22 protein-coding genes, 1 tRNA gene and 1 riboswitch are annotated in these 25244 nt (G+C 71.7%); of the genes, 13 read left to right on the forward strand and 10 right to left on the reverse strand.

Annotation, left to right across the window (positions count from 1 at the left end):
* Positions 1-126: 126 nt before the first annotated feature.
* The 6 genes from ACSLTV_RS11920 (at position 127) to ACSLTV_RS11945 (ending at position 6113) form a co-directional block, all read left to right on the forward strand.
* A complete protein-coding gene (locus tag ACSLTV_RS11920; protein ID WP_435612110.1) occupies positions 127-1245 on the forward strand; it encodes a transglycosylase family protein in 1119 nt (372 codons plus the stop codon).
* 195 nt (positions 1246-1440) lie between these two features.
* Positions 1441-1607: riboswitch (cyclic di-AMP (ydaO/yuaA leader) on the forward strand.
* 4 nt (positions 1608-1611) lie between these two features.
* Positions 1612-2322 carry a transglycosylase family protein gene (locus ACSLTV_RS11925; RefSeq protein ID WP_432135482.1) on the forward strand — a complete coding sequence of 237 codons (711 nt, stop codon included), beginning with the start codon at positions 1612-1614 and terminating at the stop codon, positions 2320-2322.
* A 291-nt stretch (positions 2323-2613) separates the two neighbouring features.
* Positions 2614-3894, forward strand: coding sequence for a phosphopyruvate hydratase (eno, locus tag ACSLTV_RS11930; protein WP_432135481.1), 1281 nt, complete (start codon positions 2614-2616; stop codon positions 3892-3894).
* A gap of 208 nt (positions 3895-4102) precedes the next feature.
* Entirely contained in the window at positions 4103-4579 is a 477-nt protein-coding gene (locus ACSLTV_RS11935; protein WP_435612084.1) for an FtsB family cell division protein, read from the forward strand.
* Positions 4580-4632: 53 nt separating this feature from the next.
* Positions 4633-5163, forward strand: a complete 531-nt coding sequence (locus tag ACSLTV_RS11940) for a DUF501 domain-containing protein (protein ID WP_435612085.1) — start codon at positions 4633-4635, stop codon at positions 5161-5163.
* Entirely contained in the window at positions 5160-6113 is a 954-nt protein-coding gene (locus ACSLTV_RS11945) for a Ppx/GppA phosphatase family protein (protein ID WP_432156925.1), read from the forward strand. Before ACSLTV_RS11940 ends, ACSLTV_RS11945 begins: the two co-directional genes overlap by 4 nt.
* 37 nt (positions 6114-6150) lie before the next feature.
* Here ACSLTV_RS11945 and ACSLTV_RS11950 read toward each other — a convergent pair whose 3' ends face one another.
* A complete protein-coding gene (locus ACSLTV_RS11950; protein ID WP_435612086.1) occupies positions 6151-6420 on the reverse strand; it encodes a type II toxin-antitoxin system RelE family toxin in 270 nt (89 codons plus the stop codon).
* Positions 6417-6689, reverse strand: a complete 273-nt coding sequence (locus tag ACSLTV_RS11955; RefSeq protein ID WP_432135476.1) for a type II toxin-antitoxin system Phd/YefM family antitoxin — start codon at positions 6687-6689, stop codon at positions 6417-6419. The genes ACSLTV_RS11950 and ACSLTV_RS11955 overlap by 4 nt, the downstream gene beginning before the upstream one ends.
* 217 nt (positions 6690-6906) lie before the next feature.
* Here ACSLTV_RS11955 and ACSLTV_RS11960 point away from each other — a divergent pair, with 217 nt between their 5' ends.
* The 3 genes from ACSLTV_RS11960 to ACSLTV_RS11970 all read left to right on the forward strand — a co-directional run bounded on the left by ACSLTV_RS11960 (position 6907) and on the right by ACSLTV_RS11970 (position 11612).
* Positions 6907-7863, forward strand: a complete 957-nt coding sequence (locus ACSLTV_RS11960) for a PRC and DUF2382 domain-containing protein (protein WP_432135475.1) — start codon at positions 6907-6909, stop codon at positions 7861-7863.
* A gap of 677 nt (positions 7864-8540) precedes the next feature.
* Positions 8541-9929: an NAD(P)/FAD-dependent oxidoreductase gene (locus ACSLTV_RS11965; protein ID WP_432135474.1), complete on the forward strand. Its 1389-nt coding sequence runs from the start codon at positions 8541-8543 to the stop codon at positions 9927-9929.
* Positions 9930-10322: 393 nt separating this feature from the next.
* Entirely contained in the window at positions 10323-11612 is a 1290-nt protein-coding gene (locus ACSLTV_RS11970; RefSeq protein ID WP_432135473.1) for a class I SAM-dependent methyltransferase, read from the forward strand.
* 141 nt (positions 11613-11753) lie between these two features.
* On the opposite strand, the gene ACSLTV_RS11975 is transcribed toward ACSLTV_RS11970, so the two are convergent.
* Positions 11754-14282: an ABC transporter permease gene (locus ACSLTV_RS11975; protein ID WP_435612087.1), complete on the reverse strand. Its 2529-nt coding sequence runs from the start codon at positions 14280-14282 to the stop codon at positions 11754-11756.
* Positions 14282-15055, reverse strand: a complete 774-nt coding sequence (locus ACSLTV_RS11980) for an ABC transporter ATP-binding protein (RefSeq protein ID WP_432135471.1) — start codon at positions 15053-15055, stop codon at positions 14282-14284. Before ACSLTV_RS11980 ends, ACSLTV_RS11975 begins: the two co-directional genes overlap by 1 nt.
* A 382-nt stretch (positions 15056-15437) precedes the next feature.
* Here ACSLTV_RS11980 and ACSLTV_RS11985 point away from each other — a divergent pair.
* Together ACSLTV_RS11985 and ACSLTV_RS11990 are read left to right on the forward strand one after the other, a co-directional pair.
* Positions 15438-15521: transfer RNA gene (locus tag ACSLTV_RS11985), tRNA-Leu, on the forward strand.
* 288 nt (positions 15522-15809) lie between these two features.
* Positions 15810-16676: a Bax inhibitor-1/YccA family protein gene (locus ACSLTV_RS11990; RefSeq protein ID WP_432135470.1), complete on the forward strand. Its 867-nt coding sequence runs from the start codon at positions 15810-15812 to the stop codon at positions 16674-16676.
* Positions 16677-16745: 69 nt separating this feature from the next.
* Here ACSLTV_RS11990 and ACSLTV_RS11995 read toward each other — a convergent pair whose 3' ends face one another.
* Positions 16746-16976 (reverse strand): DUF4287 domain-containing protein, encoded by a 231-nt coding sequence (locus ACSLTV_RS11995; RefSeq protein WP_432135469.1) that lies wholly within the window; start codon positions 16974-16976, stop codon positions 16746-16748.
* 102 nt (positions 16977-17078) lie between these two features.
* On the opposite strand from ACSLTV_RS11995, the gene ACSLTV_RS12000 reads away from it, so the two are divergent.
* On the forward strand, positions 17079-17390 hold the full coding sequence (locus ACSLTV_RS12000) for a hypothetical protein (RefSeq protein WP_432135468.1): 312 nt from the start codon (positions 17079-17081) through the stop codon (positions 17388-17390).
* 3 nt (positions 17391-17393) lie between these two features.
* Here ACSLTV_RS12000 and ACSLTV_RS12005 read toward each other — a convergent pair whose 3' ends face one another.
* From ACSLTV_RS12005 to ACSLTV_RS12020, 4 genes are all read right to left on the reverse strand, one after another.
* Positions 17394-18182: a hypothetical protein gene (locus ACSLTV_RS12005; protein WP_432135467.1), complete on the reverse strand. Its 789-nt coding sequence runs from the start codon at positions 18180-18182 to the stop codon at positions 17394-17396.
* A gap of 270 nt (positions 18183-18452) precedes the next feature.
* Positions 18453-19673: an acetyl-CoA C-acetyltransferase gene (locus ACSLTV_RS12010; protein WP_432135466.1), complete on the reverse strand. Its 1221-nt coding sequence runs from the start codon at positions 19671-19673 to the stop codon at positions 18453-18455.
* Positions 19674-19823: 150 nt separating this feature from the next.
* Positions 19824-20504, reverse strand: coding sequence for a PH domain-containing protein (locus ACSLTV_RS12015; RefSeq protein WP_435612088.1), 681 nt, complete (start codon positions 20502-20504; stop codon positions 19824-19826).
* Positions 20505-21286: 782 nt separating this feature from the next.
* Positions 21287-22318 carry an SGNH/GDSL hydrolase family protein gene (locus ACSLTV_RS12020; protein WP_435612089.1) on the reverse strand — a complete coding sequence of 344 codons (1032 nt, stop codon included), beginning with the start codon at positions 22316-22318 and terminating at the stop codon, positions 21287-21289.
* A 149-nt stretch (positions 22319-22467) separates the two neighbouring features.
* Here ACSLTV_RS12020 and ACSLTV_RS12025 point away from each other — a divergent pair, with 149 nt between their 5' ends.
* Positions 22468-23856 carry a cystathionine beta-synthase gene (locus tag ACSLTV_RS12025; protein WP_432135463.1) on the forward strand — a complete coding sequence of 463 codons (1389 nt, stop codon included), beginning with the start codon at positions 22468-22470 and terminating at the stop codon, positions 23854-23856.
* Positions 23857-24329: 473 nt separating this feature from the next.
* Here ACSLTV_RS12025 and ACSLTV_RS12030 read toward each other — a convergent pair whose 3' ends face one another.
* On the reverse strand, positions 24330-24782 hold the full coding sequence (locus ACSLTV_RS12030) for a hypothetical protein (protein WP_432135462.1): 453 nt from the start codon (positions 24780-24782) through the stop codon (positions 24330-24332).
* Positions 24783-25244 lie beyond the last annotated feature (462 nt).

Here is a 25244-nt window from a genome sequence, read left to right on the forward strand (position 1 = left end):
TCACGTGATCTGCGCGGCATGAACTTGTGACAAGTGATCGTCTGCCTATACGTTCACTCGTCAATGCGACGGGGTAGGCAGCGCACCCGCCGCGTGGGTCACCGCTGTCTTGAGAAAGGCCTTCGCATGCTCTCCGGGAACGGTCGTCACCGTCGCCCCCGCCAGGCTCCGGCCCTCCTCGTCGCGGCCGGGGTGACCGGGTCCGCCATCGCCATCCCGTTGCTCGGCGCCTCCGGCGCCAGCGCGGCCGACGGCACGGTGTGGGACAAGGTGGCGGAGTGTGAGACCGGCGGCTCGTGGAGTGCCGACGAGGGCAACGGCGAGTACGGCGGACTCAGCCTCACCCAGGACGACTGGGAGGCGTACGGCGGTCTGGCCTACGCGCCCAGCGCCGACATGGCCAGCCGCAGCCAGCAGATCGCGGTCGCGCAGAAGCTGCTCGCCGCCGAGGGGATCGGCGCCTGGGGCACCTGTGGACTGACCTCCGGGCTCACCCAGCAGAACGGCGCGGTCTCCGTGGACACCGGCGTGGCCGCGGACTCCTCGACCGGCGGCCTGTCGGACTCCGGTAAGAGTTCGCCCGGTTCGCCCGGTTCGTCTGGCTCATCAGGCAAGTCATCGAATGCCGATGGCTCAGTCCATTCATCCGGTTCGTCTGCTTCATCTCCTTCCAGCGGCTCGACCGGTACGCCCGGTTCATCCAGCTCCTCCGGTTCCTCCACCTCCGCCGGGGTGTCCGGCGACGGGTCGGGGTCACCGTCCGACGGCCCGGCTGCCGGTTCGTCGGCCGGCCCCTCCGCTGACAATGGGGCACCTTCGGGCTCTTCGTCCGGTACGGCGGAAAACTCCCCGGAGTCCGATGTGTCCGCCTCTGGTGAACCCGGGGCCGCTGGCGGGCGTGCGTCCGACGGCTCGTCCTCGATCGCGCCGGATGGGGGCGACCCGGACAACTCGGGGCAGTACGCGGGCACCTGGAGCCTTGTCGACACCGGCTCGATCGGCACCGGGCGGCATCGCGGCGTCCCCGCCGAGGAGTCCGTACAGGGCGCCGCCCGGGAGTCCGGCGAAGGCGCCGCGGACGGATCCTCGTACGTGGTCCGCGACGGCGACACGCTCGCCTCCATCGCCGACTCCCTTGAGGTCACCGGCGGATGGCATGCGCTCTATGACGGCAACAGGGACGTCATCGGGCCCGACCCGAGTCACATCGTCCCCGGTCAGACCCTGTCTGTCGGTAGCGAATAGGGCGAAAACGCAAGGGAGTTCACGCCCCACTTCACTCCATAATGTCCGGTTTGGTGAAAGTGTGGGATGAGTCTCAGAAGTGCTGATCGTCTTTGAAATTCCGCCGAGCGCCTGTCTACGGTCGTGACCGCTCGGCAACCCGAGCCCCGGCCGTCGCAACGCCGAATCCTGCCAGCGGCTGCCCGGGAACAGTCGTCGCGTCAAGCGCCGCAGGCAGGAGCGGGGGACCCAAGGTAAGCGCCGTGCCCGGCAGTTGCGCCGGAGCGGCTAGGGGTGGAGCCGAGCCTCCCAGGAGGCCCGGCCGGGCAACTCAACCGGCCCGAACCCGACAGCTCACCTCGCAGGCGTCGGTGAGGGGATCGATCCATGCTGTTTTCCGGCAAGGGCAAGCACCGCCGTCCGTCCAAGACCGCTCGTGCCATCGCCGTCGTCGGCGTCACCGGCGCCGCCGCCGTGGCCGCCCCGCTGATGGCGGCCGGCAGCGCCTCCGCCGCCACCGCCTCCGAGTGGGACGCCGTCGCCCAGTGCGAGTCCGGCGGCAACTGGTCCATCAACACCGGGAACGGGTACTACGGCGGCCTGCAGTTCGCCTCCTCCACCTGGGCCGCGTACGGCGGCACGCAGTACGCCCCGCGTGCCGATCTCGCCACCAAGTCCCAGCAGATAGCCGTCGCCGAGAAGGTCCTCGCGGGCCAGGGTAAGGGCGCCTGGCCGGTCTGCGGCGTCGGCCTGTCCGGTGCCTCCTACACCGGCGACTCCGGCTCGGGCACCGGCAGCAGCGCGGGCACCACCCGCTCCACCGGCGAGCAGGGCACCTCCCGCTCCGCCGAGCGCCCCGCGCCGAAGCCCAAGAGCGCCCCCAAGACCCAGAAGAGCCACAAGACGGTCACCACCCCGACCGGCAAGAAGGTCCAGAAGGGCGACGGCGAGTACAAGGTCGTCAAGGGTGACACCCTCAGCAGCATCGCCGCGAAGCACCACGTCGAGGGCGGCTGGCAGAAGCTGTTCCAGCTGAACAAGGACATCGTCGAGGACGCCGACCTGATCTACCCGGGTCAGCAGCTCCACCTGAAGTGACGAGCGGCCGCCCGGGCGGCCCCGCACCTCGTCCCGGCTCCCCGCCCCGGCGCGTCATCCCCCGTACGCGCCGGGGCGGGGTTTTGCGCGCCCGCCCCTCGCCCCGGCTCACCCTCCTATTTGACTCCCTGTTCACCCCCCCTTTGTTCCGGGTGGGAACAATGGGTACCGTCAGACCTTGTCCACGGGACGGTCGGTCGGCTGGCCGATGGCCCGGAGACGGTTAGGCTCTAGTCGCACGGCCCACGTGGCCCCGCACTTTCAGCGTCACATCCCAAGAAGGAGATGCTCGTGCCGTCCATCGACGTCGTCGTAGCCCGGGAAATCCTGGACTCCCGAGGCAACCCCACGGTCGAGGTCGAGGTCGGCCTCGACGACGGCAGCACGGGTCGTGCCGCCGTCCCGTCCGGCGCCTCCACCGGTGCCTTCGAGGCCATCGAGCTGCGCGACGGTGACCCCAACCGCTACCAGGGCAAGGGCGTCGAGAAGGCCGTCCTGGCGGTCATCGAGCAGATCGGCCCGGAGCTCGTCGGCTACGACGCCACCGAGCAGCGCCTGATCGACCAGGCGATGTTCGACCTGGACGCCACCGACAACAAGGGCTCGCTCGGCGCCAACGCCATCCTCGGTGTCTCGCTCGCCGTCGCCCACGCCGCCTCCGAGGCCAGCGACCTGCCGCTCTTCCGCTACCTGGGCGGTCCGAACGCGCACCTGCTGCCGGTGCCGATGATGAACATCCTGAACGGCGGCTCGCACGCCGACTCCAACGTGGACATCCAGGAGTTCATGATCGCCCCGATCGGCGCGGAGTCCTTCTCCGAGGCCCTGCGCTGGGGTACCGAGGTCTACCACACCCTGAAGAAGGTCCTGAAGAACAAGGGCCTGTCCACCGGCCTCGGCGACGAGGGCGGCTTCGCCCCGAACCTCGGCTCCAACCGCGAGGCCCTCGACCTCATCCTGGAGGCGATCAAGGAGGCCGGCTACACCCCGGGCGAGCAGATCGCCCTGGCGCTGGACGTCGCCGCGTCCGAGTTCTACAAGGACGGCTCCTACACCTTCGAGGGCAAGGAGCGCTCCGCCACCGAGATGACGGAGTACTACGCGGAGCTGGTCGAGGCGTACCCGCTGGTCTCCATCGAGGACCCGCTGTTCGAGGACGACTGGGAGGGCTGGAAGACCATCACCGCCAAGCTCGGTGACAAGGTCCAGCTCGTCGGCGACGACCTGTTCGTCACCAACCCCGAGCGCCTGGCCCGCGGCATCGAGGAGGGCGCCGCCAACGCCCTGCTGGTGAAGGTCAACCAGATCGGTTCCCTCACCGAGACCCTGGACGCGGTCGAGCTGGCCCAGCGCAACGGCTTCAAGTGCATGATGTCCCACCGCTCCGGCGAGACCGAGGACGTCACCATCGCCGACCTCGCCGTCGCCACCAACTGCGGCCAGATCAAGACCGGCGCCCCGGCCCGCTCCGAGCGCGTCGCCAAGTACAACCAGCTGCTGCGCATCGAGGAGATCCTCGACGACGCGGCGGTCTACGCCGGCCGCAGCGCCTTCCCGCGCTTCAAGGGCTGAGCGGCGCCGGCGCCCGGCGCGTCGAGGCCACCCCGGGGCGCGGCGCGCTGACGGCACTCCGGGGCGTGGCGCGCTGACGGCACCCCCGCGGACCGGCGGCGTCCACGTGGACCGCCAGCGCCCCGAGAGCAGCGTCGTCCGTACGTCCCCGTACGCGGTCCCGTACCGTGTGCGGGGACGTACGCACGTGTGAACGGAGGCGGGGCACATGGCCGTGAAGGACCGGGACCGGTTCTCCACCGCGACCAGGCTGCGGGTGCTCGGCGAGCAGACCGCGGCCCGTGTCTACCGCTCCCAGACCAGACGGCAGGCCCGCCGCTCGCGGCTCACCGGCCGGGCCGCGCTGCTCGCGCTGGTGCTGTGCTCGCTGATCGTGGCCCTGGCGTACCCGATGCGCCAGTACGTCTCCCAGCGTGCCGAGATCGCCGACCTGGAGCGCGAGCGGCAGGCGGCCGAGGACCGGGTGGAGCGGCTGCGCGACCTCAAGGCGCGCTGGCAGGACGACGCCTACGCCGAGCAGCAGATCCGGCTGCGGCTGCACTACGTGCTGCCCGGCGAGACCGGGTTCGTGATGACCGACCCGGACGCGGCCCGGCGGGCCCGGGCCGACCAGGGGGCCGCCGACCGTCCCTGGTACTCGAACGTCTGGGACGGGGTCGACAAGGCCGACGCCTCGAACCGCTAGGGGTCCTCCCCACCCGTTGACCGGGCACTGAACCGACCGAGAGAAAGACAGGCATGCACACGCCCCCGCCGACCACACCGCGCACCGAGCCCACCGACGCCGACGTCGAGGCCTTCCAGCAGCAGCTCGGGCGTCCGCCGCGCGGGCTGCGCGCCATCGCGCACCGGTGCCCGTGCGGTCAGCCGGACGTCGTCGAGACGGCCCCCCGCCTGCCCGACGGCACACCCTTCCCGACGCTGTACTACCTGACGTGCCCGAAGGCGAACTCCGCCATCGGCACGCTGGAGGCGAACGGCGTGATGAAGGAGATGACGGCCCGTCTGGAGAGCGATCCGGAGCTGGCCGCGGCCTACCGCGCCGCGCACGAGGACTACATCCGGCGGCGGGACGAGATCGAGGAGCTGACCGGCTTCCCGAGCGCCGGCGGCATGCCGGACCGGGTGAAGTGCCTGCACGTCCTGGTGGCCCACTCGCTGGCCGCCGGACCGGGCGTGAACCCGCTCGGCGACGAGGCGCTCGCGATGCTGCCGCAGTGGTGGGACAAGGGCACCTGCGTCAACCCGGCGAAGGAGGACGAGAAGTGACCCGCGTCGCTGCGATCGACTGCGGCACCAACTCCATCCGGCTGCTGGTCGCCGACGTCGCCCCCGGCACCGGCGAACTCGTCGACCTGGACCGCCGGATGACCATCGTGCGGCTCGGCCAGGGGGTCGACCGGACCGGACGGCTCGCCCCCGAGGCGCTGGAGCGGACCTTCGCCGCGTGCCGGGAGTACGCGGCCGTGATCAAGGAGCACGGCGCGGAGCGGGTCAGGTTCGTGGCCACCTCGGCGTCCCGTGACGCGGAGAACCGCGACGTGTTCGTGCGCGGGGTGCTGGACATCCTGGGTGTCGAGCCGGAGGTCATCACCGGGGAGCAGGAGGCCGAGTTCTCCTTCACCGGGGCCACCAGGGAGCTGGCCGGACGCGACCACCTGGAAAAGCCCTACCTGGTCGTGGACATCGGCGGCGGCTCGACCGAGTTCGTCGTCGGCGAGGACCACGTGCGGGCGGCCCGGTCCGTCGACGTCGGCTGCGTGCGGATGACCGAGCGGCACCTGGTGGTCGACGGGGCGGTCACCGATCCGCCGTCCGCCGAGCAGATCGCGGCCATGCGCGCCGACATCGCGGCAGCGCTCGACCTCGCGGAGGAGACCGTCCCGCTGCGCGAGGCGCGCACGCTGGTGGGTCTCGCGGGCTCCGTCACCACCCTTTCCGCGATCGCGCAGGAACTGCCCGAGTACGATTCCGCGGCGATCCACCATTCCCGGATCCCCGTCGGCCGCGTCCGTGAGATCACCGAGTGGCTGCTGCGTTCCACGCACGCCGAGCGGGCGGCGATCGGCGCCATGCACCCGGGCCGGGTGGACGTGATCGGCGCGGGCGCGCTCGTGCTGCTGTCGATCATGGAGCGGACCGGCGCGGCGGAGGTCGTCGTGAGCGAGCACGACATCCTGGACGGGATCGCTCACTTCACGGCGAGCGAGGTGCGTTGAGGGGCGGTGCCCGGCGGCCTCGGGGTCGGGCGGGGCGTCACAGGGTGCGGTAGACGTCCCGCCGGTCGCCCACCTTGACGACCAGGACCACGAGTTCGCCGTCGTTGATCTGATAAGCGATCCGGTAGCTTCCGACCCGGAGCCGGTAGAGCCCGGACGGGCCGGTGAGCTTCTTGACGTCGGCGTCCTGGCGGTAGGGGTCGTCACCGAGCGAGGCCAGCGCGGTCAGGATGCGCATGGCGTCGGGTCGGCTGATGAACCGCAGTTGCCGCTGCGCCGCCGTGGTGAAACGGAAGGCGTACTTCACGACGCCTCGCCATCCCGCTCGGTGAACAGGTCCGCCAGCAGTTCCGCCATGGTCACGGTGCTGCCTCCCTCGGCCAGCACCGCTTCGGCCTCGCGCGCCAGCATCACGTCGGCGGATTTCTCCAATGCTTCGAAGTCCGAGATCGGTACCACCGCCGCCACCGGGGCGCCGTTGCGCGTGATGACGGTCGGGACGCCTTCCTCGGCCCGGTTGATGTGGTCGGCGAGGTGTGCGCGGGCTTCCCGAACGGTCACGGTGTTCTCAATCATGAGGACAGTGTACGCGCGCACGTGTACACGCGACCTCGGTCGGGAGTCGCGTTCGTGAGCGATGCTCGACGGGATCGCTCACTACGCTGCGAGTGAGTCGGACTGAGGGTCGAGGCCCGGTGGTCTCGGTGCCGACGTGAGGATTGAGTCGTTTCGTCCGTTTTGTCGTGGTGCAAGCGGTGAGGGGGTCACCACGACGGAAGGATTGAGACGGACCATGATCACAAGAGAGCAGATCCCGGCCGTACTCGACCGTCCCGTTCTCGACGAGGGCGGGAAGAAGGTCGGGGACGCCAAGCACATCTACCTCGACGACCGGACCGGGCGCCCCGAGTGGGTGTCGGTCAAGACCGGCGTGTTCGGCAGCAGCGAGTCCTTCGTGCCCATCCGTGACGCCACGATGGTGAGAGACCACACGGAGGTTCCGTACTCCAGGGGCATGATCAAGGACGCGCCGCACGTCGACGTCGACGCCGGCGGCCACCTGTCCGAGGACGAGGAGCACCGCCTCTACGCCCACTACGGCATCGACTGGGACGACTCCTGGTCCCGCGCCAACCAGCCCGGCGAGGGCGGCTGGGCCTACCAGGCCGAAGCCCCCGGAGCGGCAGGCACCACCGGCACGGCAGGCACCACCGGAACTGCCGACACCGCCGGTATGGCCGGTACCGCCGACGCCGCTGGCATGGCCGGTGCCGCCGGGACTGCCGGCATGGCCGGGGCCGCCGGCCGGGCGTACGACACCGGTGAGGGCCGCGCGCCCGGGCCGGGCGACGACGCCATGACGCGCTCCGAGGAGCGGATGCGCGTCGGCGTGGAGCGCCGCGAGGCAGGCCGGGCCAGGCTGCGCAAGTACGTCGTCACCGAGGAGGAGGAGCGGACCGTTCCGCTCCGGCACGAGGAGGTGCGCGTCGAACGGGAGCCGATCACCGAGGAGAACCGGGATGCCGCGCTGTCCGGGCCGGAGATCGCCGAGGCCGAGCACGAGGTGGTGCTCCACGAGGAGCGTGCCGTCGTGGAGACCGAGGCCGTCCCGGTGGAGCGGGTGCGCCTGACCGTCGACGAGGAGGCGGAGCAGGAGACCGTGCGCGGACAGGTCCGCAAGGAGCGCATCGAGGGCGAAGCCGAGGAGTCCGACGAGCCCGGCGGCTTCGGCACGGAGCGCCCGGGCTAGTCCCCTGGCCCGGAGCGTGCCCGGGCTGGTTCTCCGGCGCCGGCCGGGGGTTGCACCGGAGTGCGCCCCCGGTCGACGCTCGTCGGCTATCGGCTATCGGCTATCGGCTATCGGCTCTGGCCCCTCGCCCTTCGGGCGGGGAGGGTCGACAGGTCGCCCGGTGGCAGCCACGGCCCACGGCCCCGCAGCCCGCCCTACCGCCCCTCCCACGGCCCTACCGGCCGGTACCGGTCTTCGCCGGTCAACGGGCCTCCGCTGAGCGGCTGGGGTGGCGCATGAGCGCGTCCTGAGCCGTTTCTGGGCGGTCCCGGGACCGCCCCCCAGTGGTCCGCCGGAAAAGTTCGTGAAGTTCTTCACAAGGAAAACCGCGCCTTAGGTCCCCGGAGTGGGGCCGGTTGGCCCTTTCGGGGGAGCGATCGCCGTATGAACATGTTCAAAAGCTGGGGGCAAAGGTCTCTCGCGGAGATCCCCGTACGCCGATCCTAGCCCCCTCACAGGGGTCTGCGACGCCCGGAGAGGCAGCTCACGCGGCATTGACAACGGGTCGCCCGATGGGCTGGTTCCCATCCCGGTCCATGATCTGGATCACGGGGGCCGCGGAGAATAGCACACACTCCCCAGAAGCTTGTGAAGGGGCGCACGAAGTACCCCCCGGCAACGGGTGGATACTCGATGGCATGAGCACCACGGAGCGTCCCAGGATCCTCGTAGTAGGCGGTGGGTACGTAGGCCTGTACGCAGCTCGGCGCATCATGAAGAAGATGCGCTACGGCGAGGCGACCGTCACGGTCGTCGACCCCCGGTCGTACATGACCTACCAGCCCTTCCTTCCCGAAACCGCCGCCGGCAACATCTCCCCGCGCCACGTCGTCGTCCCGCTGCGACGCGTGCTGCCGAAGGCGGAGGTCCTCACCGGCCGGGTCACCACCATCGACCAGGACCGCAAGGTGGCGACGATCGCCCCGCTGGTCGGCGAGTCGTACGAGCTGCCGTTCGACTACCTGGTCATCGCGCTCGGCGCGGTCTCCCGCACCTTCCCGATCCCCGGCCTCGCCGAGCAGGGCATCGGCATGAAGGGCATCGAGGAGGCCATCGGCCTGCGCAACCACGTCCTGGAGCAGCTGGACAAGGCCGACTCCACCACCGACGAGGAGATCCGCCGCAAGGCGCTCACCTTCGTCTTCATCGGCGGCGGCTTCGCCGGCGCGGAGACCATCGGTGAGGTCGAGGACATGGCCCGCGACGCGGCCAAGTACTACAAGAACGTCTCCCGCGAGGACATGCGCTTCATCCTCGTCGACGCCGCCGACAAGATCCTCCCCGAGGTCGGCCCCAAGCTCGGTGCCTACGGCAAGGAGCACCTGGAGAGCCGTGGCGTGGAGATCTACCTCTCCACCTCCATGGACTCCTGCGTCGACGGCCACGTGGTGCTCAAGAACGGCCTGGAGGTCGACTCCAACACCATCGTGTGGACGGCCGGCGTCAAGCCCAACCCGGTGCTGTCCCGCTACGGCCTGCCCCTCGGCCCCCGCGGCCACGTGGACACCGAGCCGACCCTCCAGGTCAAGGGCACCGACTACATCTGGGCCGCGGGCGACAACGCCCAGGTCCCGGACCTGGCCGGCCGCAAGGCGGGCAACGAGAACGCCTGGTGCCCGCCCAACGCCCAGCACGCGCTGCGCCAGGCCAGGGTCCTCGGCGACAACGTGATCTCCGGCATGCGGGGCTTCCCGCAGAAGGAGTACAGCCACGCCAACAAGGGCGCGGTCGCGGGCCTCGGCCTGCACAAGGGCGTCGCGATGATCGTCATGGGCAAGATGAAGATCAAGCTCAAGGGCCGTCTCGCCTGGTACATGCACCGCGGCTACCACGGCCTGGCGATGCCGACCTGGAACCGCAAGATCCGGGTCTTCGCCGACTGGACGCTCGGCATGTTCCTCAAGCGCGAGGTCGTCTCCCTCGGCGCCCTGGAGACCCCGCGCGAGGAGTTCTACGAGGCCGCCAAGCCGGCCCCGAAGCCCGCTCCGGCCGTCGTGAAGACCGAGGAGAAGGCCAAGGCCTCCTAGCCGGCCCTCCCCGTCACTCCGTCCCGAAGGGGCCGCCCGCCATCCGTGGTGCGGGCGGCCCCTTCGGCGTGTCCCGACGCCCACCCGGCCGGTCCCGGCGCGCACCCGGCCGGTCCCGGCGCGCACTCGGGCAGCCCCGCGGCGAGAGCGACACGGTGCCGGGGCGAGAGCGACGCGGTGCCGGGGTCAGGCCGAGACTGCGCCGGGGCGAGGGCGGCGCGGTGCGGGAGCACGGCCGGGAGAGGCCTTGGAAAGCGGCCGACTGCTCCGGGCGTGGTAAGCGGCCGGTCATTTTGCGCTGCCATGACCCCGATGCGGGACTGTGACGCGCGTTGCGGTGCTTTCGTGGTCACGGGACATCCGCAACGTTCGCCTGTCACGGAGGTGCACGCCATGGCTGACGCCGCGTCGCGGCTGCAGGGCCTGTTCGCACAGCTGCTGGGAGCCCCGCTGCCGGTCCGTATCCGCGCCTGGGACGGCTCGCAGGCTGGGCCGCCCGGCGCCCCGACGCTGGTGGTCCGCAACCGCCGCGCGGTGCGCCGACTGCTGTTCAAGCCCGGCGAACTCGGTCTGGCCCGCGCCTGGGTGGCCGGTGACGTCGGGATCGAGGGTGATCTGTACGCCGCGCTGGACCTGGTCTCCCCGCTGATCTGGGAGCGCGGTGAGGAGGCCCCCGGCCTGCTGCGGTCGCTGCGCGAGCCGCACGTACGGGCCGCCGTGCGGGGACTGCTACGGCTCGCCGGCCCGCCCTTGCCGCCCGCCCCGCCGCCCGAGGAGGTCCGCCGCCCCCGCCATCTCCACACCCGCCGCAGCGACCGGCGCGCCATCAGCCACCACTACGACGTCGGCAACGACTTCTACGCGCTCGTCCTCGGCCCGTCGATGGTGTACTCCTGCGCCTACTGGGCCTCGCCCGACGCCGGTCTGGCCGACGCCCAGCGCGACAAGCTGGAACTGGTCTGCCGCAAGCTCGCCCTGACGCAGGGGCAGCGGCTGCTCGACGTCGGCTGCGGCTGGGGCTCACTGGTCATCCACGCCGCCCGGGAACACGGTGTCCACGCCGTCGGCGTCACCCTCTCCCAGGAGCAGGCCGCCTACGCCCGCAAGCGGGTCGCCGACGCGGGGCTGACCGACCGGGTGGAGATCCGGGTCCTGGACTACCGGGACGTCACCGACGGGCCCTACGACGCCGTCTCCTCGATCGGCATGGCCGAACACGTGGGTTCCGAGCGCTACCTGGAGTACGCCGGCCACCTCCACCGGCTGCTCGGACCCGGCGGCCGGCTGCTCAACCACCAGATCGCCCGCCGCCCGCGACGCGACGAGTCGGCGTACGACGTCGACGCGTTCATCGACGCCTACGTCTTCCCCGACGGGGAGCTGGCCCCCGTCGGCACCACCGTCACCCAGCTGGAGCGGGCCGGTTTCGAGGTGCGCGACCTGGAGTCGATCCGCGAGCACTACGCGCTCACCCTGCGCCAGTGGGTCGCCAACCTGGAGGCGGGCTGGGAGCGGGCGGTGGCGCTCGCCGGTGCCGGGCGGTCCCGTGTCTGGCTGCTCTACATGGCCGCCTCCGCGCTGGCGTTCGAACGCAACCGTCTCGGCGTCAACCAGGTGCTGGCCGTGAGAACCCCCGGATCGGGGGACTCGGGTCTGCCGCTGCGGACCCGCACCTGGAACTGACGTGGAGCTGACGCGCACGCGAAGGGGCCCCTCGCCCACGGATACGGAACGAGGGGACCCTTCACGTCTCCGGCCGGCGCTTCCTGCGCCTCCTGCGTGCGCTTCCCGCGCTTCCCGCGCTTCCCGCGCTTCCCGCGCCTCCTACGCCGCCTTGATCGCCTGAAGCGTGTTCAGACGGGCCGCGCGCCGCGCCGGCCACAGCGCCGCCAGGACGCCCACCGCGCCGGCCAGCAGCAGGAACACGGCCATCCGGGCCCACGGCAGCACCAGTTCGTACGTCGGCATCCTCGTGCCGAGCAACTCGCCGGCCGCCCAGCCGAAGAACACCCCGAGCCCGATCCCGAGCACCCCGCCGAACAGGGAGATCACCAGCGACTCCAGCCGGACCATCCGCTTCACGCCGCGCCGGTCCAGACCGACCGCGCGCAGCATGCCGATCTCCTGGGAGCGCTCGAACACCGACATCGCCAGAGTGTTGATGACCCCGAGGACCGCCACGATCACGGCCATCGCGAGCAGGCCGTACAGCATGTTGAGCATCAGGGTGAACATGCTCGCGATCTTGTCCGAGATGTCCTGCTTGCTCTGCACCTGGATGGCCGGGTTGGAGCCGAGTGCCTTCTCCAGCCGGTCCTTCATCGTGCCGGTCGCCCCGTCGGCCGTCCTGACCATCACCGACATGTCGGCGGGGTCCGCGATGTGCGGGGAGAGCGTGGCGTTGTCCACGATGACGCCGCTGATCAGGTCGTTGCCCTGGTAGATCCCGGAGACGGTGAGCCGCTGCTTCGCGCCGTCCTCGTACGCCACGGTGAACACGGAGCCGGTCTTCCAGCCGTGCTCCTCCGCCCGGTCCGCGTCGACCACGACGTGAGTGCCGCCGACCTCGAAGGCACCGCTGTCGAACGTGAGCGCGGTGAGCCGGGGGAACGCGGACGCGTCGACGCCCGTCAGGTACTCCGTCGTCCCGCCGATGCGCGAGGGCGAGTTGCGCAGCGCGCTGCTGGCGGTGACTCCCTCGGTCGCGGCGATCTTCCTCTCGACGTCCGGGGACAGCTCGTTGCCGTTGGCCATGGACACCACGTAGTCCGCCCTGATGGCGTCCGCCGCCATCTTGTCGATCGACTTCTGCAGGCTGCCCGCCATCACCGTCATGCCGGTGATGAGGGTGAGGCCGATCATCAGCGCCGACGCGGTGGCGGCCGTGCGGCGCGGATTGCGCAGCGCGTTCTGGCGGGCGAGCTTCCCGGAGACGCCGAACAGCCGGAGAAGGGGTGTGGCGGCCGCGATCAGCGGGCGCGACAGCAGCGGCGTCAGCACGAACACACCGATGATCAGCAGCACCGCGCCGATCCCCATCGGGCCCTGCCCGGTGGAGCCGTCCATGCCGGTCGCGGCGAGGACGACGGTGACGCCGGCCACGGCGAGCAGCGCGCCGAGGGTGTTGCGGAGCACCAGCGAGCGGGCGGTGGCCTTGGCGTGCACGCTGCTCATCGCGGCCACCGGCGGGATCTTCGCGGCCCGGCGGCCGGGCAGCCACGCGGCCAGCATGGTGATGACGATCCCGACGGCGAGCGCGGTGGCGACCGTGCCCGGTGAGATCACCAGCGGCCCGTCCGGGACGGTCGCGCCGAGCGCACCCATCAGCGAGCGCATCCCGGCGCCGATGCCGACCCCCGCCACCAGTCCGGTCAGGCCGGCCACGGTGCCGACCACGAACGCCTCGACGAGCACCGACCGGGTGACCTGCCGGCGCGAGGCGCCCACGGCCCGCAGCAGCGCCAGTTCCCTGGTGCGCTGGGCGACCAGCATGGTGAAGGTGTTGGCGATGATGAAGGTGCCGACGAACAGCGCGATGCCCGCGAACACCAGCAGGCCCTGCTTCATCCCGCTCATCTGCGAGGAGATCGCCTCGGCCTGCTCGTCGGCGAGCCGCTCGCCCGTCGTGGTCTCCACCAGGCCGGCGGGCAGCGCCTTGTCCAGGGCGGCCTTCAGCGCCGTCTGGGAGGTGCCGGGCGCGGCCGTCACATCGATCTCGTCGTAGGTGCCCGGCTTGCCGAACAGCCGCTGGGCGGTGGGGGTGTCGAACAGGGCGAGGCTGCCGCCGGCGGCGACGTTGCCGTCGTCGGTGGTGAAGACGCCGGTGACGGTCGGGGTGAGGACGGGGCCGTCGACCGAGAGGCGCACGGTGTCGCCGACCGCGTAGCCGGCGCGCCGCGCGGTCTCGGCGTCGATGGCGACCTCGCCCGCGCCGTGCGGTGCCCTGCCCTCCCGCAACGGGTAGCGGGGGTCCTTCGTCCCCCAGTAGTTGCCGCCGCGGGACTGGAAGCCGCCGCCGATCAGCTTGCCGTCCTTGTCGGCGAGGGCGGTGAAGCCGCCGACGACACCGATGGCGTCGCCCGCGCCGGGCACCCGGGCGGTCCGCTCCAGCAGGGACGCGGGCAGTTCGGGCGTCCGGCCGACGCGGTCGCCGCTGCTCTCCTGGTACCGGGGCTGTACGGCGACGTCCACCTGCTCGAAGCCTTTGGCGGAGCTGTTCTGGTAGGCGTCGGTGATCGTGTTGGTGAAGACCAGGGTTCCCGACACGAAGGCGACGCCGAGCATCACGGCGAGCACGGTCATCAGGAGCCGGGCCTTGTGCGCGCTCACATTGCGCAGGGCGGTGCGGAACATCAGCTGGTGCGGCCCTTCGCGTCGAACTGCTTCATGAAGTCCAGTACGCCGTCCGCGGTGGGACGGGTCATCTCGTCGACGACGCGTCCGTCGGCGAGGAAGACGACGCGGTCCGCGTAGGCGGCGGCCACCGGGTCGTGGGTCACCATCACCACCGTCTGGCCGAGTTCGCGCACCGAGTTGCGCAGGAAGCCCAGCACCTCGGCGCCGGAACGGGAGTCGAGGTTCCCGGTCGGCTCGTCGCCGAAGATGATGTCCGGCTTGGAGGCGAGGGCGCGGGCGACGGCCACGCGCTGCTGCTGGCCGCCGGAGAGCTGCGAGGGGCGGTGGCCGAGTCGGTCCGACAGGCCGACCATCCGGATGACGGTGTCCAGCCACCCCTGGTCCGGCTTACGGCCGGCGATGTCCATGGGCAGGGTGATGTTCTCCAGCGCGGTCAGCGTCGGCAGCAGGTTGAACGCCTGGAAGATGAAGCCGATCTTGTCGCGGCGCAACCTGGTGAGCTGCTTGTCCTTCAGCGCGCCGAGCTCGGTGTCGCCGATGCGCACGGAGCCGGAGGAGAAGGTGTCCAGGCCCGCCACGCAGTGCATCAGGGTGGACTTGCCGGAGCCCGACGGGCCCATGATCGCGGTGAATTCGGCCTGCCGGAAGTCGACGGTGACCCGGTCCAGGGCGACCACCTGGGTCTCGCCCTGTCCGTAGATCTTCGACAGCTCCTGGGCGTGGGCGGCCACCGCGGTGGTCCGGGAGGCGGCGAGGGGGCTGGTGGTCACGGGAGGGTGCTCCTGTCGGGACGACGGTGTGGATCGGGGACGTGCTCCATCGTTCCGGCCGCACCACGGCATGTAGTCAGCCGCTGTTCCGGTTCCCGGGGGCGACTCCGGTCGCACGGGAGGCCTCCCCGTCATACCTGGGGATGACGCGCGCCCCTGACCGCAGAACCGGTGGACCACCCTTGTTCAAGCGGTGAAATTCCGTCATTCCGCATACATGAGGGACCGTCACTTGCAAGGCTGTTGGCAAGTGCGGATGGCGAGTTCCGGAGGCTGATGCTCCCTCAGACGCCAATAAAATAAGACAACATCGGGTCTACCCCCCGCTGTTGGAGGAGCGCCTCCCGATAGGCTCGGGATCTCGATGCGGAGCCTTCGGCCTGCCCAGATGGTGGAATGCAGACACGGCGAGCTTAAACCTCGCTGCCCCTTCGTGGGCGTGCCGGTTCAAGTCCGGCTCTGGGCACTCCCGCCCCGGCGGCCCCGCACCTCCTCCCGGCGCGGGGTGAGCCCGGGGTCACGCCCTTCACTCCCCGCGACCCTCGCTGCCTCCCGGCCGGTCCGACCCCTCCCATGTCGCCGCGCGGTTCCCGTTCGGTCACGAGTGGGGCGGGACAGTGGCGGGAATCACCCGGTCGCGTAGCGTGTTGACCAGCGTGGCGAGGGAAAGATCCTCCGCAGGTAGTAGGGTCATTCCTTTGCCTTTCCATTACTCTTGAGCCAAGGTCGCGACGTGCGGCCATGGAGGAGTGAAATGAGGAGCAGCAACCCGGTCTTCTCGCGACGGGGGTTCAGCCGCGACAACGGCTACGCGGGCTTCGGCACCGCGCCGCAGGCCGGGACTGTCGGCACCCAGGGCAACCCGTACGCGCAGCCCGCGGGGAACCCGTACGCGCAGAACCCGTACGCCCAGCAGCACGGCGCCCCGCCGCAGACCCCGGCCACCACCGGCCGGATGACGATGGACGACGTCGTCATGCGCTCGGCCTCCACGCTCGGCACCGTCGTCCTCGGTGCCGTCCTCGCGTGGGTCCTGCTGCCGGTGTCGTCCACCAGCTACGGCCTGGCGATCGGTTCCGCGATCGTCGCGTTCGTCCTGGCGATGGTGCAGTCCTTCAAGCGGACCGCGTCCCCCGCGCTGATCCTGGCGTACGCCGCCTTCGAGGGCGTCTTCCTCGGCGTGATCAGCGAGATGTTCAACAGCCGCTGGTCCGGCGCCCCCTTCCAGGCGGTCCTGGGCACCATGGCCGTCACCGGCGCCACCCTGCTGGTCTACAAGGCCGGCTGGGTCCGGGTGACCGCCCGCTACGCCCGGGTCGGCCTGTCCATCGCCGTGGCGTTCATGCTCGTCATGGCGGTCAACCTGCTGCTGGTCGCGTTCGGTGTCGCCGAGGACGGCGGTCTGCGCAGCTTCGGCCCGCTGGGTGCGATCGTCGGCATCATCGCCATCGTGCTCGGCGCCTTCTTCCTGACGCTGGACTTCAAGCAGATCGAGGACGGCATCGCCTACGGCGCCCCGCGCGAGGAGTCCTGGCTGGCCGCGTTCGGCCTGACCATGACCCTGGTGTGGATCTACATCGAGATGCTGCGGCTGGTCGCCATCTTCAGCGGCGACGACTGACCGGTCCCGAGCGCGCCGCGCCGCGCACCACGAAGGGCCCCGGGTTCCTCCCGGGGCCCTTCGGCGTCCTCAGGCCAGTTTGCGCGCGGCCCTCCTCAGGTCGTACTCGTGGACGATCGCCTTGGCGTGGCCGTACGCCAGGTTGTGCTCGTGGCGCAACCAGCTGACCTTCTCCTCGAAGCGGAAGAGAGCGGGGCCTTCCTCGACGGCGCGCAGCCAGTCGGAGATCTCGCGGCCGGTGCAGTGCGGGATGCGGGCTAGCAGGTTGCGATGGGTCTCGTCAGAGAAGACTTGGGACATCGGCGCCTCCGAACGACTGGGCTGTGAGCCGGTCCTTCAGGTCACGGTGCCTCAGCGTTCGCCTGTTGGCAACAGTCGCGGTGCGGCGCGTACGCTCGGCTCGTGGTGGATACGACTCCCTTGACCCGCGCCGTTGATCATTTCGCCGACCGGTTGAGGGCGGCACCCCAGTCCCGGTTGCAGCGGAGCGCCGCCGCGGAGGCGTTGGAACTGGCCAGGGAACTGGCCCGCCGGGCACAGGTTCTGGAGACGCCGGGCTGCGAGCCCCGGCAGATGCCGGACGCGGGCATGTTCGCCGCGGCCGACCAGATCACCGTGGCCGCACACGACCTGGCCCTCGTCCTGCGGGACGAGGGCCAGCTCTCCGATGCGGTGACGTTGGTCGAGGCCGCGCAGAAGCGGGCCGGCGTGTGACGGCTACAGGCTCGCGATGACGCGGTCGGCCAGGATGTAGACGTTCTCCTCGCCGCACGCGAAGGTCAGGGTGTAGGCGCCCGAGATGCCCGAGCCGCCCAGCAGGACCGGGGCCTCGCCGGCGGTGAGCGAGGCGGCCAGGCGCTCCGCGGTCTCGCGGTGGCCGGGGGTCATGCACAGGGTGGTGCCGTCGGCGAAGACGTAGACGTCGAGGGTGCCCAGGGGGCCCGGCCGGACGTCCGTGAGCTCGATGCCGGACGAGGCCAGCTCCTCCAGGGCGGCCACGGTGCGCTCGTGGTCGTTGACCACGGGCGACTGCACCGGCACGAAGTCCGGGTGGGAGGGGTGCCGGCGGCGGGCCGCGGCCAGCTCCGGGGACTCCCCGGCGAACTCGTCGGCGTCGGTGGTGGGCTCGCTCACCGGCTCCAGCGGCTCCAGGCCCGCGAAATCGGCCTGCCGGGGCAGGAACAGCTCACTGTCGGGCAGGCCCAGCAGCGTCGGGGCGTCGGAGGCGTCACGGGCCTCCTGCGCGGCCCAGAACGCCCGCGCCTCGGCGAGTTCCCGTTCCCGCTCCTCGGCCAGCGCCTCGGCGACCGCGGCGCGTATCTCCTCGGTGTCGGCGGTACGGGCGGCGGGCACCAGCCCCCGGGTCAGCTCGGCGTGGTCGGCGGCGAGCTGGGTGTGCAGGGCGGCGACCTGCCGGCGCAGCTTCATGAGGGTGCGCAGGACGGCGACGCCCACGGCGCCGGTGGCGGCCGTGGTGACCAGCAGGGCGATCGGCATGGCGCTCACTGACGTACTCCCGGTTCAAAGTCGACCCCCGACTTCCTACAACAGCTTGAAGGGCTGACCATCCGGCTGTCAGTGCGTAACGTCACGAAAGGGACAGGACTTTGCGCCCGGCGTCCGGGGGTGAAGCTGCTCTGAGCTGCGGGTTCCCGGCGGGGAGCGAGATAGGTCACATCCTGGGGGAGATTGGATCACAAAACGGCCCGGAGGCCGGTGGCGTACCGGACTCCGGGCCGGGCGGTCACGGGTGGTGCCGTGACGGTCACCCAGGGGTCAGCTCAGGCGCTCGATGACCATGGCCATGCCCTGGCCGCCGCCGACGCACATGGTCTCCAGGCCGAACTGCTTGTCGTGCCACTGCAGGGAGTTGATCAGCGTGCCGGTGATCCGGGCGCCGGTCATGCCGAAGGGGTGCCCGACGGCGATCGCGCCGCCGTTGACGTTCAGCCTGTCCGGGTCGATGCCGAGCTCGCGGTAGGAGGGGATCACCTGGGCGGCGAACGCCTCGTTGATCTCGACCAGGTCGATGTCGTCGATCGTCAGGCCGGCCCGTGACAGGGCCTGCTTGCTCGCCTCGACCGGGCCGAGGCCCATGATCTCGGGGGAGAGGCCGGAGACGCCGGTCGACACGATTCGGGCGAGCGGGGTCAGGCCCAGCTCGCGCGCCTTGGTGTCGGACATGATGACGAGCGCGGCGGCGCCGTCGTTGAGCGGGCAGCAGTTGCCGGCGGTGACCAGGCCGTCGGGGCGGAAGACCGGCTTCAGGCCCTGGACGCCCTCCAGGGTGACACCGGCGCGGGGGCCGTCGTCCGTGGCGACGACCGAGCCGTCGGGGAGGGTGACCGGCGTGATCTCCCGCTCCCAGAAGCCGTTCTTGATGGCTTGCTCGGCGAGGTTCTGGGAGCGGACGCCGAACTCGTCCATGTCCGCGCGGGTGATGCCCTTGAGGCGGGCGAGGTTCTCGGCGGTCTGGCCCATCGCGATGTAGGCGTCCGGGACGAGGCCGTCCTCGCGCGGGTCGTGCCAGGTGGAGCCGGTGGACTCGGCGACGGCCGCGGTACGGGCCTCGGCCTCGGCGAAGAACGGGTTGTGCGTGTCCGGGAGGCTGTCGGAGTTGCCCTTGGTGAAGCGGGAGACCATCTCGACGCCGGCCGAGATGAAGACGTCGCCCTCGCCGGCCTTGATGGCGTGCAGTGCCATCCGGCTGGTCTGCAGGGACGAGGAGCAGTACCGGGTGATCGTGCAGCCGGGCAGGTGGTCCATGCCCATCTGCACGGCGACGATCCGGCCGAGGTTGTTGCCCTGCTCGCCGCCGGGCAGGCCGCAGCCGAGCATCAGGTCGTCGATGTCCTTGGGGTCCAGCTCGGGGACCTTCGCCAGGGCGGCCTGGATGATCGTGGCGGTGAGGTCGTCCGGGCGCAGGTCCTTCAGGGAGCCCTTGAAGGCGCGGCCGATGGGGGAGCGGGCGGTCGAGACGATGACGGCTTCGGGCATCACGGCTCCATGGGGCTGAGGGAGATCGGCGGACTGAGGGGGAAGTTACCCGGCCGTATGGCCCAGGTCACGGGTGACGCGGTGTGACCCTGGCCGCATCTTTCTAAGCGCTTGCTTTGCCTGTTGGGCGCCCCTCCCGCGGCCCGGGTCTCACCGCGCGTCCGGCTGGGGCTCCCCCGTGTTCCGCCGCCGCAGGTAGAACGCCGACGCGGTGACCACGAAGACCGCGGGCACCACCACGCCGATCGCGACGGCCGGGGAGAGCGCCACCCGCGCCGCCCCCGGCAGGTCGACGAACATCGCCACCACCATCAGCAGCACCGCCAGGATCCCGACCGCGACGGCGGCCGCCACCCCCATCAGCACGGCCAGCCGGCGGGCCTCACCCCTGCGGATCCGCGCGGCGAGCCCGGGAACCGGCCGCCAGCCGGGGCCCCGCAGTTCCCGCCAGGCACGCCGCAGGAACGCCAGCTCGTCGTCGAGCCGGACATGGGTGTCGTCCACGTACATCAGCAGCACCCGGCGGCCGGTGGAGCCGTAGGCGCAGCAGACGCGCCGGGCCGCGCCGTCCTGGAACGCCGACCCCGGGTTGGTCTCCGACCGGATGTCCTGGACATCCGCCCAGGCGATGGCACGGGTGCCGAGGAAGCCGCGCACCCGCAGGCCCCGGCGGTCCGCCACCGTCGCCGCCCGGGCGGCCGCCGCGAACAGCCAGGCGAAGAAGGCGAGCAACGCCACGGTGACCAGGAACCGCACACCGGGCGGGATGCTCCCGTCCGTCCACAGCGGGTACAGCCCGGCCGGCAGGGACAGCACCGTGGCGACCACCACGCCCACCATCCGCCCTGGCCCGGTCCCGTACCTCCGCGGCAACGACACCCCGACGTCCATGTGCCCCCTCTCGCCACCCCGCGATCCGGGGGCGAGGGATTCTAGAGCCGGCCGAACCCTTCCCACAGCGGCACATTCCGGCCAACTGGCGGGGACCGGCCGGTCTGTGGGGGTGAGCGCGGCGGGGTGGCGTGCGGGTTCCGGGTCGGGCGTCGCGGGTGGCATGGGTGGCGCGGGTGGCGCGGGTGGCGCGGAGGGGGTGCGGGTTCCGGGGCGGTCTGCCCAGGTGGTCCGGCGTGGTGGCGGGTTCCGGGTCGGCTGAAGCACGGGTGCGGCGGGGTGGTGCGGCTGTTCCGGTCGGCCCTCTCGGTGGCTGTGGGGCGGCGGGGTCTGTGATGGGGGTGGACGGATGGGGGCCGGGGTGGTTGTCAGGGCGCGGGCGGGTGGGGGCCGGGGTGGTTGTCAGGGCGCGGGCCACCGGGGTGCGCGGTGGCGGACGGGCGTGGACGGGCGCGGGTGGCCCGGGAGTCGGCCGCCGGTCGCCGACGGGTGCGCGGGTGCGCGGGTGTGCGGGGTGGCCGGGGGTCGGCCGCCGGTTGCCGGTCGGGTGTGGGGGAGGCCGGGGCTTGGCCACGGTCCTCCGAGCCCCGGGTACGGGGGCCCGGGGCTCGGAGGCGGGCGCAGGACGGGCGCGCGGAGGCGGGCCGGGCGCCCCGGAACCGGCCGGGGGCGGTGGCCGGGGCGCCGGTGCGGGTGGTGGCCGGGCCCGACCGGGGCGGCTGTCAGGTCACCGGAGTGCTCTCCGGCTCGGGGACGCGCCGGCGGCGTCGGCGCTTGAGCAGGGCCCAGGGGCCCCGGGGGCCGGTGGGCATGGCCGCCGCCACCTCGGTGCCGGGCTCCGCGGCGGCCTCCGCCGCCGCCCGCGCCACCGGCAGGAAGCCCTCGCGGCGGGCGGTCTCCGGACGCTCCTCGTCGGCCGGCCACAGCTCCAGGGCCGCGCACACCGTGGGCAGCACCGCCATCGCCGCCGTGGCGTACCCCTCCGCCGAGGGGTGGTAGTGGTCGGGGCCGAACAGCTCCCGGGGGTTCGCCTCGAACTCGGGTCCCAGCAGGTCGCCCAGCGACACCGTACGGCCGCCCTGCTCCACCACCCCGATGGTCTGCGCCGCGGCCAGCTGGCGTGAGGCGCGCCGGGCCAGCCAGCGCAGCGGCTGCTGCACCGGCTCGATGGTGCCGAGGTCGGGGCAGGTGCCGACGACCACCTCCGCGCCGGCCGTCCGCAGCCGCCGTACCGCCGACGCGAGATGGCGCACCGAACGGTTCGGCGGCATCCGGTGGGTGACGTCGTTCGCGCCGACGATGATCACGCAGATGTCGGGCACCCGATCGGAGTCGCCGAGGACCAGGCCGACCTGGCGGTCCAGGTCGTCGGAGCGGGCGCCGGGGAGGGCGACGTTGCGCAGCCGCACCGGACGCTCGGCCACCGCCGCCAGGCCGGACGCCAGCAGCGCGCCCGGGGTCTGGCCCGCCCGGTGCACGCCCTGACCCGCGGCCGTCGAGTCGCCGAGCATCACCAGCAGCAGCGGTTCCTCCTGCAGGGACGCGGCGGTGGTGTCGTACGCGCGCCCGTACAGCCCGTCCGCGCCCGGGACGTGCGGGGCCGCGCCCGTGCCGTTGACATACCGGCGGGCCAGGTGGGCCTCCGCCAGCAGCAGGCCCATCACCGCCGCCCCGGCCAGGCCGACGCCACCGCCGCCGTAGGCCGCGCCGGCCGCGATACGCCGGGCCACTCTCGCCCTCGACATGCTCGTCATGCCTCGCCGCCACCTCCTCATAGCCGTACACCCACTCCTTGCCCCGTACCGGGCGCTGTCCAATCGCGACAGGGAGTGAACGGTCCGTGCACGCCTTAGGCTGGCGGGACCACTAGGACCACTGTTTTTGCAAGCAACCGGAGACAACGGTGCGATTCCACGACTCGATGATCAGCCTCGTCGGCAACACCCCGCTGGTGAAGCTCAACAGCGTGACCAAGGGCATCCAGGCCACCGTCCTGGCCAAGGTCGAGTACTTCAACCCGGGTGGCTCGGTCAAGGACCGCATCGCCCTGCGCATGATCGAGGCGGCCGAGGAGAGCGGGGCGCTCAAGCCGGGGGGCACGATCGTCGAGCCGACCAGCGGCAACACCGGTGTGGGGCTGGCGATCGTGGCGCAGCAGAAGGGCTACAAGTGCATCTTCGTCTGCCCTGACAAGGTCAGCACCGACAAGATCAACGTGCTGCGGGCGTACGGCGCCGAGGTGGTCGTCTGCCCGACCGCCGTCGCGCCGGAGCACCCGGACTCCTACTACAACGTCTCCGACCGGCTGGTGCGCGAGACCCCCGGCGCGTGGAAGCCGGACCAGTACTCCAACCCGAACAACCCCCTCTCGCACTACCACTCCACCGGCCCGGAGCTGTGGGAGCAGACCGAGGGGAGGATCACCCACTTCGTGGCGGGCGTCGGTACCGGCGGCACCATCTCGGGCACCGGCCGCTACCTGAAGGACGTCAGCGACGGCAGGGTCCAGGTCGTCGGCGCCGACCCGGAGGGCTCCGTCTACTCGGGCGGCTCGGGGCGGCCGTACCTCGTGGAGGGCGTCGGCGAGGACTTCTGGCCGAGCGCGTACGACCGTGACGTCGCGGACGAGATCGTCGCCGTCTCCGACAAGGACTCCTTCCAGATGACCCGCCGGCTCGCCAAGGAGGAGGGCCTGCTGGTGGGCGGCTCCTGCGGCATGGCCGTGGTCGCCGCGCTGCGGGTCGCCGAGCGGCTCGGGCCGGACGACGTCGTGGTGGTACTGCTGCCGGACAGCGGCCGCGGCTACCTCAGCAAGATCTTCAACGACGAGTGGATGGCCGACTACGGCTTCCTGGAGGACACCGGCCCGAACGCCCGGGTCGGTGACGTCCTCGACGACAAGGAGCACGGCGCCATCCCGTCGCTGGTGCACATGCACCCCGAGGAGACGGTCGGCCAGGCCATCGAGGTGCTGCGCGAGTACGGCGTCTCGCAGATGCCGGTGGTCAAGCCGGGCGCCGGGCACCCTGACGTGATGGCCGCGGAGGTCGTCGGTTCGGTCGTCGAACGCGAGCTGCTGGACGCCCTGTTCAGCAAGAAGGCGTCGCTGGACGACCCCCTGGAGAAGCACATGTCGGCGCCGCTGCCGCAGGTCGGCTCCGGTGAGCCGGTCGGCGACCTGATGTCGGTGCTGGGCACCGCCGACGCGGCGATCGTCCTGGTCGAGGGCAAGCCGACCGGGGTGGTCAGCCGGCAGGACCTGCTGGCGTTCCTCGCCAAGGGCAGCCGCTAGAGCCCGGCCCGCCGGGCGGGGCCGGGCGCGTCCGGACGGTCCCGGACGGTCCCGGACGGTCCCGGCCGGGTCCGGCCGGGGCGGGGCGCGTCCTGGCGGGCCGGGACCGGTCCGGGTGGCGAACTTGCGGTGAACGCGCCCCGTACACGGCGAACTTGCGGTGACCGGGGCCGATCGGCCGGACGCGGAACCGGTACGAGGGTGTCACGTCCACGCAGCACACGCTTAACACGCGTTCGGCAGAGTGTGGGGTGTCGGCAGGGAGGGAGCGGCTCCCCTCCCGGGCCGGCACCGAACGGCGCCAGGACCTCCGGAGCGGCTCCCGGACCTCCATGGACGCCACGGACGCGCACATCCGGTTCCGGCCGGCCCGCGTCCCTCGCGGGGACCGCCGTCGTCCCGCCCCCCAGTGATGGGGGTGCGGCGGTCCCCGCGTAACCCCTCCCCCCACGATGTTCCGGCGTCGTGCGTCGTCAGCCTTCCCAGTCGCCGTTCTGCGACTCCTTACGGCGGCGCAGGCGGAACAGTCCCGGGTTGGCGCGGGCCGCCTGGACCACGTTGACGCCGACGATGCCCGCCCAGGAGACGAACAGACCGGACAGGCCCGCGGTGCCCGCGCCGATCCCGGACAGCGGGATCGCCAGCACCAGCGACACGATGCCGAAGCCGAACCGCTCGCCCCAGGAGTCGCCGTCGCCGGGGGAGCGGGAGTCGCGGGCCTCCGTCATCTGCTGCTCGGCCAGCTGCCGGCGCACCCGGCGCTCCACCGCCCCGTCGATGCGCTGGTCGACCTTCTCCAGGAAGGACTCGACCAGCGCGGAGTCGTAGTCCTCGCCCAGTTCCCTGCGGGCGTGCAGAGTGGCGTCGAGTTCCTTCTTCAGCTCGGCGTCGCGCGCGGCGTCCATGGTGGTCTCCCATCCCGTCATGGGCAGCCACGCTACGCATTCCGGCCACCGGTCGCACTGGGGGTAGCCCCCCTGTCGGAGCGGGGGCGGCACGCGGTCGCGGCCGCCGGGTCAGGCCGGAACGAACGCCGCGATCCCGGAGATCAACATAGGACGGGCCGGCGGCCTTCCCCACTGCGGCCTCCACGGCCCTCTGGGCAGCCCTCGCCCTCGTGGCCGGCGCCGCCCTGTGCGCCCTGTGGCTGCCCGAGCGGGCGGTGCGGCATACCGAGGAGTGAGGGGCGGAGGGGCTGAGGGGTGAAGGGAGGGAGGGCTGAGAGTCCGAGGGGCGGAAGGGCGGAGGGGCGGCCTCCGTGAACGGCGGGGCGAGGAGGCCGACGCGCACATCTGGCGCCGTGTCGGCTGAGTCCCCCGTCCGGTGACCCGTGGCCCGTTCCCCTTGCCCGGCCTGTATGACCTCATGCAGAGTGCTTGGTGACTGAA

Source organism: Streptomyces sp. bgisy159, from assembly GCF_965341775.1.
Taxonomy (GTDB): domain Bacteria; phylum Actinomycetota; class Actinomycetes; order Streptomycetales; family Streptomycetaceae; genus Streptomyces.

Coding starts and splice junctions, on each gene's coding strand:
- ACSLTV_RS11990 (WP_432135470.1), top strand. CDS start 15,810: ATGAGGAGCAGCAACCCGGTCTTCTCGCGACGGGGGTTCAGCCGCGAC.
- ACSLTV_RS11925 (WP_432135482.1), top strand. CDS start 1,612: ATGCTGTTTTCCGGCAAGGGCAAGCACCGCCGTCCGTCCAAGACCGCT.
- ACSLTV_RS11935 (WP_435612084.1), top strand. CDS start 4,103: ATGGCCGTGAAGGACCGGGACCGGTTCTCCACCGCGACCAGGCTGCGG.
- ACSLTV_RS11970 (WP_432135473.1), top strand. CDS start 10,323: ATGGCTGACGCCGCGTCGCGGCTGCAGGGCCTGTTCGCACAGCTGCTG.
- ACSLTV_RS12010 (WP_432135466.1), bottom strand. CDS start 19,673: ATGCCCGAAGCCGTCATCGTCTCGACCGCCCGCTCCCCCATCGGCCGC.
- ACSLTV_RS11920 (WP_435612110.1), top strand. CDS start 127: ATGCTCTCCGGGAACGGTCGTCACCGTCGCCCCCGCCAGGCTCCGGCC.
- ACSLTV_RS11965 (WP_432135474.1), top strand. CDS start 8,541: ATGAGCACCACGGAGCGTCCCAGGATCCTCGTAGTAGGCGGTGGGTAC.
- ACSLTV_RS12030 (WP_432135462.1), bottom strand. CDS start 24,782: ATGACGGGATGGGAGACCACCATGGACGCCGCGCGCGACGCCGAGCTG.
- ACSLTV_RS11960 (WP_432135475.1), top strand. CDS start 6,907: ATGATCACAAGAGAGCAGATCCCGGCCGTACTCGACCGTCCCGTTCTC.
- ACSLTV_RS11975 (WP_435612087.1), bottom strand. CDS start 14,282: ATGTTCCGCACCGCCCTGCGCAATGTGAGCGCGCACAAGGCCCGGCTC.
- ACSLTV_RS11995 (WP_432135469.1), bottom strand. CDS start 16,976: ATGTCCCAAGTCTTCTCTGACGAGACCCATCGCAACCTGCTAGCCCGC.
- ACSLTV_RS11940 (WP_435612085.1), top strand. CDS start 4,633: ATGCACACGCCCCCGCCGACCACACCGCGCACCGAGCCCACCGACGCC.
- ACSLTV_RS12020 (WP_435612089.1), bottom strand. CDS start 22,318: ATGACGAGCATGTCGAGGGCGAGAGTGGCCCGGCGTATCGCGGCCGGC.
- ACSLTV_RS11955 (WP_432135476.1), bottom strand. CDS start 6,689: ATGATTGAGAACACCGTGACCGTTCGGGAAGCCCGCGCACACCTCGCC.